This is a genomic window from Streptomyces sp. NPDC044044 (genome assembly GCF_056434405.1).
On sequence record NZ_JBWKFG010000010.1, the window covers coordinates 301,761 to 314,956 of the forward strand.

Genomic DNA, 13,196 nt, shown 5'->3' on the forward strand with positions numbered 1-13,196 from the left:
CGGGCTGAGAAATCAGCCCGTCGCGGGGAGCCGACGCGGGGAGCCGACGCGGGGAGCCGACGCGGGGAGCCTCAGACCTCTCGCACCTCGAAGGCGTCCAGGACGAACTCCGCGGTGCCGTCGTCCCCGCTCTTGCGCAGCCCGACCCACGCCTCGCCCTTGGCGGGGGCGGTGAACTCGTACGTCAGGGCAGTCGGCTCGGTCGCGACGGGCAGCTCCTTGCGGTCGATCTCACGAGCCGCGGGTTCGTCGACGGCGGTGATCCACGCGTACTGCCCCGCCTTCTCGTTCTCGTACCGGAAGGAGACGCGGTAGCGCTTGCCGGCCTCGAAGCGGGCGGTGTGCGGGACGGTCCGGTAGACGAGCCCCGCGTTCTCGCCACGGGACTTGAGGGACTGCGCGCCGTCGATGACGTCGTCGATCGCCTTGCCGTTCCAGCCCCGCTGGGTGAACGGGGCGTGCCGCTGCGCGATGTGCGTACGCGGGTCGGTGACGTCCCCGGCGTCCCCCTTCACGAACGGCCCCCACCCCTGCGGCACGTGCTCGAAGTCCTCGGAGGCGAGCGTGCCGCCTCCGGGGGCGCCGGCGCCCGTGGCGGAGACGATGCGCACGTTGTCGAAGCGCACGCGCGCGTGGCCCGCGTCGGCCCGGAGCGTCAGCTCGGCCGCGCCGCCGCCGTCGGGGACGGTGAAGGGAACGGACATGCGCTGGAAGCGGGTGCCGTGCTTGCGGTCGGCCGCCACGTAGTTGCCCGCGGTGGAGGTCCGCGTCCAGTTGGCGGCGGTGACACCGTCGGGGGTGCGCACCTCCAAGGTGGCCTTCCGCTCGTCTCCCGCCTTCTCCCCGACCTCGACCTGCACGGAGGCGACGTAGGCTCCCGCCTTCAGACGGCGCAGCCGCTGACCGACGGCCGCCTTGCCGCCCGACGCGATGACGAGCTCATGGTCACCGAGCTTGCTGAGCTCGACGGAGGCCGGTCCTGAGACCTTCCAGCCGCGCAGGGAACCGGAGTTGAAGCCCGGGTCGTACACAGGCGTGCCCTGCCCCCAGCCGGGAGCGGGCACGGCGGCGGCACGCGAGCGGTACAGGACGTAGGGCTGCTTGGCCTTGGCGTCGAGGGTCACCTTCCCGCCGCGCACCGGAACGTCGGCGACGAAGACACGCCCCTGATCGGTGAGCCGGTACAAGGCGACCTTGGCGAGCCCGGACCACCCGCGCGGCAGCTGCCAACTCCCCTTCCCGCCCTTCGGGTTGTAGTGGTAGAGCTTCCCGGGATCGGTGGCCTTGCGGGGCTCCCAGGGAAGCAGATAGCTCCCCCCGTCGTAGACGAGACGGCCATCGGTGACGACCCGACGGGTGCCTCCGGTGTCGGATACCTTCGTCTGCCCGTCGCCGAAGAAGCTGATCTCGTGCTCGCCCCAGGACTTGATGGGATAAGCCTGGAGATACTTGGCGGGCAGCGAGTCGGTCCAGATCAGGTCGTAGAAGTAGGCCCAGTCGGTCTTCCCGACCCACCCCTCGAAATTGCCCATGCGGGCAATGCCCAGCAGGGTCGGCCACTTGTCGGCGAAGACATCCTTCTGATGGTTGCGGATGAAGCGGATCAGCCGCGAATTGATGCCGCGCGACGTATCGGGACCGTAATCGGGCTCCGTCGCCCAGTGCGACCAGACGGACGAGCGCTCGAAGCCGTGCCCCCATTCGCTGGTGACGATCCAGCCCTGCTTGCGCAGCGCGCGCTGAAGCCGGTCGGAGGTCCACCCGGATTCCCGGAACACATCAATGTACAGAGCATTGAGCGCCCCGTCGGCATCATCCCGAAGTTCGGCAAACCGCTCGATGATGTCACCGGACACCAAGTCACGCCGCTGATCGATGCGATAGCTCTGATCAAGCCAGTCCCACTGCTCATTACTCTTGTCGACAAGCTTTTCGGAGAACGAATTCGCGACGGGATAGGACTCGGTGGCATTCACATGCACACTGAAGTCGCTGTTCCATTTCTTGCCCTCCCTGACCAGGGTGTTGAGATCGCCCAGTCCGCCCGCGCGCGTGTTGTAGTTCCCCGCATAGTCGGGATGCGCGGAGTCATGGCCTTCCGACTGATAGCCCTTGAGGAGCGTGTACTGCCGCAGGCCGTCCGTGGCCAGGTGGATCCGCTTGACGTTGTCGAGGGTCACGAGGAACGGGTTCGTGGCCTGCGAGGCGAAGTTGAACGGAATGTGCGGGACGACGCGCAGGTGCTGCTCGTCCGCGCCCAGCGGCTTCACCATGATGTCGCGGAACGCGATGGCGGCGTCCTGCCAGTCGACCTTGCCGTCGTCGTTGCGGTCACCGGTGATGACGACGGTGGCGTACGGAAGGGGCTCGGTGTCGCCGACGGCCGCGGTGGCCGCGCGGTACGTCCACTGGCCGGGGGCAAGCCGGGCCTCCACGTACCCGCTCTTCCTGACGGTCTCCCGCCAGAGCCGGCCGTTGTCCCAGGTGGTCCCGGCCTCGGTGGTGGGCTTGTCGTAGACGGTGTTGGTCTCGACGGCGCCGCCCAGCGCGTCGTGCGCGACGACGGCGTAGGCGCATCCGGTGGCCGCCTCGGCGGCGGTGTCCGCGGCGAGATTGACCTCGGTGTCGCCGCTCTTGGCCTTGTCGAGCTGGATCTTGGCCGCGAGAAGGGTGGCGCCGGGCTGATCACTTCGTACGGAGAGAAGGGCGAGCCCTGGAATACGAAGCGTGCCGACACGCAGGTCATCGGTGTCGTCGATCTCCGTGACCCGCCACTGCACCTGGCGCCCCTCGACGGCGATCTCGACGCGGATGGTGGCGCCCCCGTCGAGAGCGAGAAGATACGCGACCCGGTCGTCATCGGTCGCGGTGACGGTCACCTTCGGGGTGTGCGTCACCTCGTCCACCAGGAGCGTGGTGACGGGCTCCGGCTGTGCGTGCAGGACCGCCTTGGTGGCGCGGTCGGTGTACGAGATGACGCGGGGGAAGTCGGTGGCGACGCGTACGTCGAGGTCGGCGGAGCGAAGTACGGCCTCGGCCGCGGTTCCGGCCGAGGCGGGCGCGGCGCCCCCGAGGCCGACGGCAACGCTGACGCCGGCCAGCGCGCCCGTGGCGACTACGGCTCTGCGGCTTGGGCCGGACGTGTCTGACGGCTGCATGGCACCCCTCCGTGGGACGGATCTCGGTGCGGTCACCCTGCGCCGGGAGGGACTTGTGCGCCCATGGACAAAGACGATCCAGGTCTTGGACTAACGACACCCCACCAAGCGAACACCGCCTGCCCCACAACACTCAGCCATGGAAGACCGACCCTCGGTGCTCGGCGCTCGACCCTCACGCACCCGCAGTCGGCGACGCTCGGGAGGGGACGGGCCGGTATGTCCGCCCGGAGCACGGTTCGCGGCACTCCAGCAGCGAAGCAACCCCACGGCCACCGGACGATAGCGAGGACGGACATACCGGCGCGGCCCCGCACCCACCGACGGACCAGACCCGCAGCACACACGCACCCGCAGCCCGCAGCCCGCACCCCGCACCCCGCAAGCACGAACGCGGGGCAGGACCGTCAACCGGTCCGACCCCGCGTCCAGCGCGCAGCGCGCAGCGCCCAGCGGAACTCAGAGTTCCGACGCCGCCTTCTCTATGTCACCGGCGAACGTCGACACCTCGGTGTACACCCCGGGGAACTTGGGCCGCGCACACCCGTTGCCCCAGCTCACGATGCCCACCTGGACGTACTCCCCGGCCTCGTCCTTGCGGAACATGGGGCCACCGGAGTCACCCTGGCAGGTGTCCGTGCCGCCCTCGGCCAGCTTGCCGGCGCAGAGCTCCTCACCGGGCGTGAGGTCGGCGCCGTACGCCGCCTCGCAGTCCGCGTCGCTCACGAACGGGACCTTCGCCTTGAGGAGGTAACGCTGCTGCTCGCCACCCTCCTTGTCGGCACCCCAACCGGCGATGTCGAAGTCGCCGTTGTTGAGCTTGTCGTCCTTGGCGATCTTCAGCGTCGGCTGGTCGATCGGCTTCTCGAGCTTGATGAGCGCCCAGTCCTTGCCCTTGCCGTCGTAACCCGGCGCCTGCAGGACCTTCGTGGACTTCACGGTGATCGCGTCCGGGCTCTCCAGGTCCACGACACCACCGGTGGCGGTGATGCTCGTGTTGTCGCCCGAACCGTCCACACAGTGGGCGGCGGTCAGCACGATGTCCTGGGCGTACAGCGCGCCGCCACAGCCCATCGACAGACGGACCATGAACGGGAATTCACCCTGCTCGGCAGGGGTTCCGCCGACCACGCGCTCACCCGGCGTGGGGCCGGGGTGCGGGGCCGCGGAGGCGGCGACGGGCTGGAGACTGACGGCGGCGAGGGCGATGGCACCGAGGGTGGCGGCTCTCTTGACTCCACGCAGCTTGGTGTTCAACGGGCTTCCCTTCGTGGGGGGGGTTCGTGGGGGGTTGCACGCGTCCACGGACCCACTCCCTCCCCGCCAACTCCCCGCGAAAGCCCGGGAATGACAACGAGAATGGCATGAGCCCGCCAAAGCGTTGTTGCGGATTATGGAGATCGGTGTCCGCATAGAGCAAGGGGCGGTTTTCGGCCACGGACCCACGCGTGGGCTGGTTCCGGGTACGGGAGTGCGCCTTACAGTGGAATCGAGTTGAGGCGAGTCGAGACGACTCGCTCCTGCTCGACACGGGCCGAAACGACTCCATGCGACTCGATACGACGCGGACATCTCCAGGGGGTGCGCACGTGACGGACGGCGGGCCTGTGGTGCACGGCTACCCCCATCTGGAGACGGTGCGCTCGGCGATCACCGCGCTCTACAAACGCCTGTCGTACGACACCGTCCACACCTTCGACACCAGCATCACCCCCGCCGACGTCGCCTTCTCCGACCAGGACGACCTCCATCTGGGCGTGCAGCGCGTGGCCCGCGAGATGGTGCGGCACCTGCGGCTGCCGGACGCCCGCATGATCGTCAGCTTCCGCGAGATGGAGCACGCGGCGTACGTCGAACTCGCCGCGGGACCCGAGTACTTCATCGAACTCAACGACCGGTTCCGCACGCACCGCAGGGACATCGGCGCGGCGCTCGCCCACGAGGTCATGCACGTGTATCTGCACCGGCTTGATTTGACGTTTCCCGGCACACGCGACAACGAAATCCTCACGGACACCGCCACCACCTACCTGGGGGCGGGGTGGCTCCTCCTGGACGCCTACCGTGAGGACGGCGCCTCGTCGCAGAAGCTCGGCTATCTCACGCCGGAGGAGTTCGGGTACGTACTGGCCAAGCGGGCCATCGCCTTCGGGGAGGCACCGGAGACATGGTTCACCAGCGCGCAGGCATACACCGCCTACACGAAGGGGCTCGCCCAGGCCCGACGCGACGAGCAGCAGCCGCCGTTGACGGCTGCGGGGTGGGCGGGGCGGCGGCGGTACGCGAAGGACCGGCGGTACGCGCAGGAGCGTGGCTCCGGTGGAGCGGGGTCGGCGCCCCGGGGCGGTGCGTACTCGTTCTCCCCTGCGTCGGGGGGTGGCGCTGAGCCCCTGCGGGTCTCGTTCCCCTGCCCCACGTGCCAGCAGCGGATCCGGCTGCCTGCTCGGGGGCGGATGCGGGCGCGGTGCACGTTGTGCCGGACGGTGCTGGAGTGCGACACGTAGGGCGGGTTCGTGGGCGCCTGTTTTGTGCGTGCCTGCTTGCCTGCTTTGTGCGTGCGTGCTTCGTGCGTGCCTGCGGTGCCGCTAACCCCAGTGCGCGGGACGCTTCAGAGACGGGGGCAGCTTCGTCTCCGCGTCGCCCTTCGCCGCGTTCACCTGCGACTGGGTCAGGAAGATGCTGCCGGTGAGGTCCGCTCCCCGCAGGTCCGCGTCCCGGAAGTCCGCGCCGATCAGATCGGCCTGGCGGAGGTCGGCGCCGCGGAGGTCTGCGGCGATGAGGTAGGCACCGCGGAGGGTGACGCCTCGGAGGTCGGCGCCCTTGAGGCGGGCGCCGAAGAGGTCGGCGCCCCGGCGGTCCTTCTTCTTCCGGCGGATGTCCGCGCGCACGAGTTCGCTGGTGCGGAGGAGGAGGGTGTTGACGTCCTCACGGTGTGCGGCCACGTCCGTCTCTGCGACGGTGGCGGGGGCGCCCTGGGTGAGGTGCTCGGTCTTCTCCAGCGCGCTCCGGAGCTCGGCTCCGATCGGGCGAGTCTGCGGCAGGGTGAGCGCCTCGGTCAAGTACCAGAGCAGTTCGTGGAGTTGGCGCATCACCGGGAACACGTCGAACATCTGGCGGGCCGTGTCGGGGTCCTGCCGCCAGTCGATGCCGCCGTAGGTGGTCTGGGAGACCTTCTGGCCTGCGCCGAAGCAGTCGTAGACCGTGCAGCCGGAGAAGCCCTTCTGGCGCAGCTTCTGGTGGATGCCGCAGCGGAAGTCCTGCTGGAGGTTGGTGCAGGGGGTGCCTGCGGCCTTGTTGACGGGGAAGTCCGAGGACTTGGAGAAGGTGAGGGCGACGCAGCAGAGCCCGAAGCAGCTGCCGCAGTCGGCCCGCAGCTCTTGCCGGTCGTCGTCGGCCAGGGGCAGCAAGGGGCGCTGGGGGCGCTGCTCACTCATCGGGGCCTCCCTCAGGCCGTGGCTGGTGCTGGTGCTGCGGGGCTGGTGCGCCGGGGCTGGTGCTGCGGGGCTGGTCCGTGTGTGGGTGCGGGGCCGTGCCGGTATGTCCGTCCTCGCTATCGTCCAGTGACCGCGAGGCTGCTGCGCTGCTGGAGCGCCGCGAACCGTGCTCCGGGCGGACATACCGCCACGTCCCCTCGCGTGCTCTCCCGGCTGCGGGCTCACGGGCGAGTGGGCGGGAAGGCTGGTTCGTGCAGGGTCGGCTGCGGGCTCACGGGCGGGTGGGCGGGAAAGGCTGGTTCGTGCAGGGTCGGCTGCGGGCTCACGGGCGGGTGGGCGGGAAAGGCCTGTTCGTCCAGGGTGGGATGCGGGGTGCCGGGCGGGTGGGCGGGAAAGGCCTGTTCGTCCAGGGTCGGATGCGGGGTGCCGGGCGGGTGGGTGGGAGAGGCCCGCCCGGCGGCGGGGGAAAGGCCCCGCCGCCGAGCACACGCGCTACGCCGCCCGGCGCCCCGCGCCCCCGCCGCTACGGCGAGCACGGCCGGCGCCACTGCCACCACCGGAGGGGCGCCCCTGGCCACCACCGGAGGGACGTCCCTGGCCACCACCGGAGGGACGTCCCTGGCCACCGCCGGAGGGACGACCGCCGCCCTGCGACTGGGACCGGGGCTGGCCGCCGCCCTGGGAGGACTGCGACTGCCCCTGGGGGCGAGACCTCCGCTGGCCCTGGCCCTGGCCCTGGCCGCCGCCACTCCCGGCGGGCCGCCTCCGCCCCCGCTGCGGCGAAGCCTGCTGCTGCTGGGGCACCTCGATGACCACCGGCACCCCGGAGGGCTCCCGCGCACCGGTGATGCGCGCAAGCTCCTCGTCCGTGGACTTCACTCGCGCCGTCTTCGGGCTGATCTCCGCGTCGGACATCAGACGCGTCATCTCCCGCTTCTCGTCCGGCAGGACGAGCGTGACGACACTGCCGGACTCACCCGCGCGGGCCGTACGGCCACCGCGGTGCAGGTAGTCCTTGTGGTCGGTGGGCGGGTCCACGTTCACGACCAGGTCGAGGTCGTCGACGTGGATGCCGCGGGCCGCCACGTTGGTGGCGACGAGCGCGGTGACCTGCCCGGTCTTGAACTGGTCCAGGGTCCGGTTGCGCTGCGGCTGCGAACGGCCGCCGTGCAGACCTGAGGCCCGTACACCGTTGGCGAGCAGCCGCTTGGTGAAACGGTCCACCGCGCGCTTGGTGTCCAGGAACATGATCACCCGGCCCTCTCGGGCGGCGATGCGGAGGGCCACTGCCTTCTTGTCGGTCTCGTCGGCGACGTACAGGACGTGGTGCTCCATCGTGGTGACCGCGCCGGCGGACGGGTCGACCGAGTGGACGACCGGGTCCGTCAGGAACATCCGGACCAGGCGGTCGATGTTCTTGTCGAGCGTCGCGGAGAAGAGCATCGTCTGCCCGCCCTGCTCGACCTGCTTCAGGAGCGCGGTGACCTGCGGCATGAAGCCCATGTCGGCCATCTGGTCGGCCTCGTCGAGGACCGTCGTCCGCACCTGCGAGAGATCGGCGTCGCCGCGCTCGATGAGGTCCTTGAGACGGCCGGGGGTCGCCACCATGATCTCGGCGCCGCGGCGGAGCGTTCCCGCCTGCTTGGTGATGGAGAGGCCGCCGACCACCGTCGACATGCGGAGGTTCACGGACGTCGCGTACGGCGTCAGGGCGTCCGTCACCTGCTGCGCGAGCTCACGCGTGGGGACCAGGACCAGGGCGAGGGGCGAGCGCGGCTCCGCGCGGCGGCCCGCGGTGCGGGCGAGCAGCGCGAGGCCGAAGGCGAGGGTCTTGCCGGAGCCGGTGCGGCCACGGCCGAGGATGTCGCGGCCCGCGAGGGAGTTGGGGAGCGTGGCCGCCTGGATCGGGAACGGCTCGGTCACGCCCTGTGCGGCCAGCGTCTTCAGGAGGGCCTCGGGCATGTCCAGGTCGGCGAACGCCTCGACGGCGGGCAGCGCGGGCTCGATGCTCTCGGGCAGCGCGAATTCACCGCCGACGGGCCTCGGCTTGGCGCGGCCGGGCTTCCTCGCGGCGCCCTTCGCCTGGCCGCCGCCGGCCACCGGGGCCTTTCCGCGTGCGTTCGTGGAGCGCCCGCGGGCAGGACGTGCGGGGCGTTCGGAGCGATTCATACGGAAATGCCTTCCTGGACCTGGTGACAGCACAAGCCGGGACCCGCACCTTTCCGGTGCGGGCCCCGGCTATGAGGTTCGCGTGCTACGAACGTCAGGCGGGAACGATGTTCTCGGCCTGCAGGCCCTTCTGGCCCTGCGTGACGTCGAAGGAGACCTTCTGGCCCTCGAGGAGCTCACGGAAGCCCGAGGACGCGATGTTCGAGTAGTGGGCGAAGACGTCGGGGCCGCCGCCGTCCTGCTCGATGAAGCCGAAGCCCTTTTCTGCGTTGAACCACTTAACGGTGCCAGTTGCCATGTCAATCTCCTCAACAGGGGCAGAGTAAGGAAAACCACGGAATTGTGGATTCCAAGCGCTGCAATGACCCCCATCCCGGAGAGACCGGAAAAAAACAATAATGCGCCTTCGGAACATTCCCGTCAGGCGCACATAAAGTTCATGGGTACCAAAACTGCGACGCATAAGCCTAACACGGACGAGGGACCCCTCGTTTCCGGGTGGCCGCGGGCCGTACGGGACGGGGGCGGACCCCCTTGCTCCACTCGCCGCGCCGCCTGCGGGGCGGACCACCGGGGCCAGATACCTGGCGCACGCACCTTCCTCCTGTCAGGGCACCCCGCTACCTTCAACCAAACAATCGCTTGGTTGAGCGACGAGTGGCCATGGCGACCGCTACCGAGGAAGGCGGCCCAATGCGCATCACCCGCACACGTACGGCGGTCGGAGTCGCGGTATCCGCGCTCGCCCTGGGCACCCTGCCTGCCTGGGCGGCCCACGCCGAACCCTCCGCACCCGAGCGCGGCACGGCCCTGCACGCCCCGCACCACCACTCCCGCCCCGCATCCGACGGCGTACGCCGGATACCGCTCCAAGGGGCCGTCAACGCAAGGGACCTGGGCGGCTACCGCACCTACGACGGGGAGCGCGTCCGCTACGGCCAGGTCTTCCGCGCCGACGCCCTGGCGAAGCTCACCGACGCCGATGTCACCACCCTCGGCGGACTCGGCCTGAAGAAGGTCGTCGACTTCCGGGTGCCCGCCGAGGTCCAGTACGACGGACCCGACCGGCTGCCCGCCGGACTCACCCCGACGTCCCGGCCCATCAGCGACAACGGCCTCTTCGCGACGCTGATGACCGTGATCGGCTCCAGGGACCCGGTCAAGCAGGAGGAGATGCTCGGCAACGGCAAGGCGGACGCCTTCATGCGCGACGTCTACCGCACCTTCGTCGCCGACGGCGCGAACCGCGCGCAGTTCGCGGCGACGCTGCGCGACATCGCCCACGGCGACAAGAAGTCGCCGCTGCTCTACCACTGCACCGCGGGCAAGGACCGCACCGGCTGGACCAGTTATCTGCTGCTGCGTGCCATCGGCGTACCCGAGCGGACCGCCGTGGGCGACTTCCTGGCCTCCAACACCTACCGGGCCGCGTACGACGCGAAGGTGCGCGAGGGCCTGAAGCAGAGCGGTCTGATGCAGAACCCGGATCTGCTGATCCCGCTCCAGGAGGTCCGCACCGGCTATCTGGAGGCGGCGCTGGACGAGGTGGAGGAGAAGTACGGGAGCCTGGGCGGCTATCTCAGGAAGGGACTTGGGCTTGATACGCGGACGATTCTCGCGCTGCGGGAGCGGATGGTCGACTAGGTCACGCGGTCACGATGCCCTGCGCCCGCGCGGCCGTGAGCCAGGTCGGGAACTCCCCCACCAGCTGGTCGTAGAGGCGGTCGTCCGGGACCGCGAGAGGGTCGTGTCCCGCGTGGAAGAAGCCCGCGTTGTCGACGGCGCGCTTGGCGGGGACGGCCAGTTCGTCGAGCTTGCGGAGGTAGTCGAACTGCTTGCTCTTCGCGTCACCGAACCCGATGAACTGCCAGAACAGCGGCAGCCTCGACGCCTTGCACAGATACCGCTCGGCGGCGAGCTTGTTGATGGGCCCGCCGTCGGTCTGGAAGACGACCAGGGCCGGCGCAGTGGAACCGCTGTCCACGTAGTGGTCGATCACGGCGTCCATCGCCAGGTGGTAGCTGGTCTTGCCCATGTGGCCGAGCCCGGCGACGATCTCGTCGATCCGCCCGTGGTGCCGGTCGAGCGCGATCTCCGTGACGGCGTCGACGTCCGTGGAGAAGAAGACCGTGGGCACGGTGCCGTCGTCGTCGAGGTTCGCGGACAGGCCGAGGACGCGATCGGCGAGGGCTTGGACGGTGCCGTCCTTGTAGTACGGCTTCATGGAGCCGGAGTAGTCGACGACGAGGTAGACGGCGGCGCGCTCGCCCTCCAGGCCGTGCTTGCGGAGGCTGACGCCGGCGGACTTGTAGAGGCTGACGAGGGCGGGCGCCGCCTCCTCCACCTTGCTGAGGCTGATCGCCGGTCCCATGTGCCGCTCCACTCTCCCGTCCGTCCGTTCCAGGGAGCCGAGGTTACGGGAGAGGCGGGTGGCGTGAAGTGATCACCTACGGACTTGAGGGCAAGGCCGTCCTGATCACCGGTGCGGGCCGCGGGCAAGGGGCCGCCGAGGCGCGGCTCTTCGCGGAGGCCGGGGCACGGGTCGTCGTCACGGACGTGCGGGAGGAGGAAGGGCGCGAGGTCGCCAAGTCCCTTGGCGAGCAGGGGCTTTTCGTACGCCATGACGTCACGGACGCGGAGAGCTGGGCGTCGGCCGTGGCGGCCGGTATCGAGGCCTTCGGCCGCCTGGACGCGCTCGTGAACAACGCGGCGCTGTGGCGGACGGCGTCCGTGGAGAAGGAGACGTACGAGAACTTCGAGACGCTGATCCGGGTCAATCTGCTGGGCCCTTTCCTGGGGATCCAGGCGGTGCTGCCCGCGCTGCAGGAGGCGGGCGGCGGTTCGATCGTGAACGTCTCCTCGACGGCGGGGCTCGTGGGGATACGGGGGCATGCGGCGTACGGGTCGACGAAGTTCGGGCTGCGTGGGCTGACGCGGAGCGCGGCGCTGGATCTGGCGGGGTATGGGGTGCGGGTCAACTCCGTGCACCCGGGGGCCGTCGACACCCCGATGATCGCGGGGGTGCCCTCCGCTCCCGGCAAGGACTGGTCGCATCTGCCGCTCGGCAGGATGGGCCGCCCCGAGGAGGTCGGGGAGCTGATTCTCTTCCTTGCGTCCGAGGCGTCCTCGTACATCACCGGGGCGGAGTTCGCCGTGGACGGCGGGTCGACGGCGGGGTGATGCCTCTTCCCCGCCCCCGCCCCTTCCCGAAAACCCGCTCTGGCGCGGGGGCCTTGCGTGCCGTCATCACCGGCTCCGCCGAGTTCGTCCTCACCCCCCCAAGCTCTTAAACAGCAGGGGGGGAAGCCCCGCAGGGACCGCCCTACCCCACCTGCTCCTGAAACGCCGGCAACTCAAAGATCCGCGTCTTGGCCTCGTCGTCCATCAGCTCGACCAGCGGCATGACCAGTTCCCACAGGTCCTGCTTGTCGACCTCCAGGGCGAGCGCGTCCAGGTCGGGCGCGGGCAGCGCCCCGGCGGCGTCGGCGACGATCTTGCGGGACTCCTCCGGCAGCACGCCCACCAGCGGCAGGAACTCCGCCCACAGGCCGGTCGCCACCACCGCCAGGACCACCCCGCCGAGCACCCCCGCATCCCGCAGGGAAGGCAGCACCGCGACAGCCCGCCGCTCCTCGTCCCCCAGCAGCGCGACCAGCGGCAGCAGGGACTCCCACAGGTTCTGCTCCGCCACCGTCACGACCAGCGAGTCGAGCCGCTCCTGCGGCTGCGCGGCGGCCAGCGAGGCGATGCGTCCCCGCTGCTCCCCCGTCACCATCCCGGCGACGGCCAGCGCCTCCGGCCACAGCCCCTCCCCCGACGCCGACGCGATGACCGACGCGAGCCGCTCCGCGCCCATCAGCTCGATGATCTGGCCGAGCCGCTCCGGCACGTCGATCGCGAACCCGGTCCGCAGGACGGCCGCGTCGTCCACCTGCGGCAGGATCCGCCGCAGCGAGGAGTCCCGGAGATGGCCGACGAAGCGGCCCATCGTCAGGTGGTCGCCCCGCTCGGCGAGCGTCACCGCGATCCGCACCACGAGGCCCTCGTCGAGCCGGTCGACGATGCCCTTGATCCTGCGCGGGTCGAGATGCCCGCACGACTCCGCCGTGAACGGCACCGGCAGCTTCTCGATGATGTCGGCGGCCCGCGCAGGTTCGAGGCGTCCGGCGACCCCGGCGGCGAGCCGCGGGCCCAGTGCCTTCTGCGAGATCGCGGCAGCGACCCCGGCCGGCACCAGCTTCGTCGCGGACGCGATCCGGTCCAGCATCTCGGGCGTACGGTCGAAGAGCGCCGCGACGCAGCTCTCGCGGAAGCGGCGTACGTCCTCGACGGGAAGCGTCGCCAGGAAGGCGAGCTCCTCGGGCCCCACGTCCAGCAGTCGCGCGATCTTCAGGGTCTCCGCCCTGCTCCGCAGCTTGTCCATGGCCTGCTCCCT

10 protein-coding genes are annotated in these 13,196 nt (G+C 70.1%); 3 read left to right on the forward strand and 7 right to left on the reverse strand.

Translation table 11 applies throughout. The features are described from left to right. Positions 1 to 71 precede the first annotated feature (71 nt). Together AC07AG_RS34970 and AC07AG_RS34975 are read right to left on the reverse strand one after the other, a co-directional pair. Positions 72 to 3,158 carry an endo-alpha-N-acetylgalactosaminidase family protein gene (locus AC07AG_RS34970; protein ID WP_478760361.1) on the reverse strand — a complete coding sequence of 1,029 codons (3,087 nt, stop codon included), beginning with the start codon at positions 3,156 to 3,158 and terminating at the stop codon, positions 72 to 74. Between the two features lie 459 nt (positions 3,159 to 3,617). Continuing rightward, positions 3,618 to 4,415 carry a S1 family peptidase gene (locus AC07AG_RS34975; protein ID WP_478760363.1) on the reverse strand — a complete coding sequence of 266 codons (798 nt, stop codon included), beginning with the start codon at positions 4,413 to 4,415 and terminating at the stop codon, positions 3,618 to 3,620. 332 nt (positions 4,416 to 4,747) lie between these two features. Here AC07AG_RS34975 and AC07AG_RS34980 point away from each other — a divergent pair, with 332 nt between their 5' ends. Next, positions 4,748 to 5,662, forward strand: coding sequence for a hypothetical protein (locus tag AC07AG_RS34980; protein ID WP_478760365.1), 915 nt, complete (start codon positions 4,748 to 4,750; stop codon positions 5,660 to 5,662). Positions 5,663 to 5,743: 81 nt separating this feature from the next. Here the strand turns inward: AC07AG_RS34980 and AC07AG_RS34985 are convergent, their stop codons facing one another. The 3 genes from AC07AG_RS34985 to AC07AG_RS34995 all read right to left on the reverse strand — a co-directional run bounded on the left by AC07AG_RS34985 (position 5,744) and on the right by AC07AG_RS34995 (position 9,059). After that, positions 5,744 to 6,592 (reverse strand): pentapeptide repeat-containing protein, encoded by an 849-nt coding sequence (locus AC07AG_RS34985; RefSeq protein WP_478760366.1) that lies wholly within the window; start codon positions 6,590 to 6,592, stop codon positions 5,744 to 5,746. Between the two features lie 492 nt (positions 6,593 to 7,084). Beyond that, positions 7,085 to 8,761: a DEAD/DEAH box helicase gene (locus AC07AG_RS34990; protein ID WP_478760367.1), complete on the reverse strand. Its 1,677-nt coding sequence runs from the start codon at positions 8,759 to 8,761 to the stop codon at positions 7,085 to 7,087. 94 nt (positions 8,762 to 8,855) lie between these two features. Then, the gene (locus tag AC07AG_RS34995; RefSeq protein ID WP_160504463.1) at positions 8,856 to 9,059 is read right to left on the reverse strand and encodes a cold-shock protein; all 204 of its coding nucleotides are present in this window, start codon (positions 9,057 to 9,059) and stop codon (positions 8,856 to 8,858) included. A gap of 395 nt (positions 9,060 to 9,454) precedes the next feature. Between AC07AG_RS34995 and AC07AG_RS35000 the strand changes: the two genes are divergently transcribed. Further along, entirely contained in the window at positions 9,455 to 10,405 is a 951-nt protein-coding gene (locus AC07AG_RS35000) for a tyrosine-protein phosphatase (protein WP_478760369.1), read from the forward strand. A gap of 1 nt (position 10,406) precedes the next feature. On the opposite strand, the gene AC07AG_RS35005 is transcribed toward AC07AG_RS35000, so the two are convergent. Then, positions 10,407 to 11,132, reverse strand: coding sequence for a vWA domain-containing protein (locus tag AC07AG_RS35005; protein WP_478760371.1), 726 nt, complete (start codon positions 11,130 to 11,132; stop codon positions 10,407 to 10,409). A 71-nt stretch (positions 11,133 to 11,203) separates the two neighbouring features. On the opposite strand from AC07AG_RS35005, the gene AC07AG_RS35010 reads away from it, so the two are divergent. Then, a complete protein-coding gene (locus AC07AG_RS35010) occupies positions 11,204 to 11,941 on the forward strand; it encodes an SDR family NAD(P)-dependent oxidoreductase (RefSeq protein ID WP_478760650.1) in 738 nt (245 codons plus the stop codon). A 142-nt stretch (positions 11,942 to 12,083) separates the two neighbouring features. Here AC07AG_RS35010 and AC07AG_RS35015 read toward each other — a convergent pair whose 3' ends face one another. After that, a complete protein-coding gene (locus tag AC07AG_RS35015) occupies positions 12,084 to 13,184 on the reverse strand; it encodes a hypothetical protein (RefSeq protein WP_478760372.1) in 1,101 nt (366 codons plus the stop codon). Between the last annotated feature and the right edge of the window lie 12 nt (positions 13,185 to 13,196).

Coding starts and splice junctions, on each gene's coding strand:
- AC07AG_RS34995 (WP_160504463.1), bottom strand. CDS start 9,059: ATGGCAACTGGCACCGTTAAGTGGTTCAACGCAGAAAAGGGCTTCGGC.
- AC07AG_RS35000 (WP_478760369.1), top strand. CDS start 9,455: ATGCGCATCACCCGCACACGTACGGCGGTCGGAGTCGCGGTATCCGCG.
- AC07AG_RS34990 (WP_478760367.1), bottom strand. CDS start 8,761: ATGAATCGCTCCGAACGCCCCGCACGTCCTGCCCGCGGGCGCTCCACG.
- AC07AG_RS35015 (WP_478760372.1), bottom strand. CDS start 13,184: ATGGACAAGCTGCGGAGCAGGGCGGAGACCCTGAAGATCGCGCGACTG.
- AC07AG_RS34985 (WP_478760366.1), bottom strand. CDS start 6,592: ATGAGTGAGCAGCGCCCCCAGCGCCCCTTGCTGCCCCTGGCCGACGAC.
- AC07AG_RS35005 (WP_478760371.1), bottom strand. CDS start 11,132: ATGGGACCGGCGATCAGCCTCAGCAAGGTGGAGGAGGCGGCGCCCGCC.
- AC07AG_RS34970 (WP_478760361.1), bottom strand. CDS start 3,158: ATGCAGCCGTCAGACACGTCCGGCCCAAGCCGCAGAGCCGTAGTCGCC.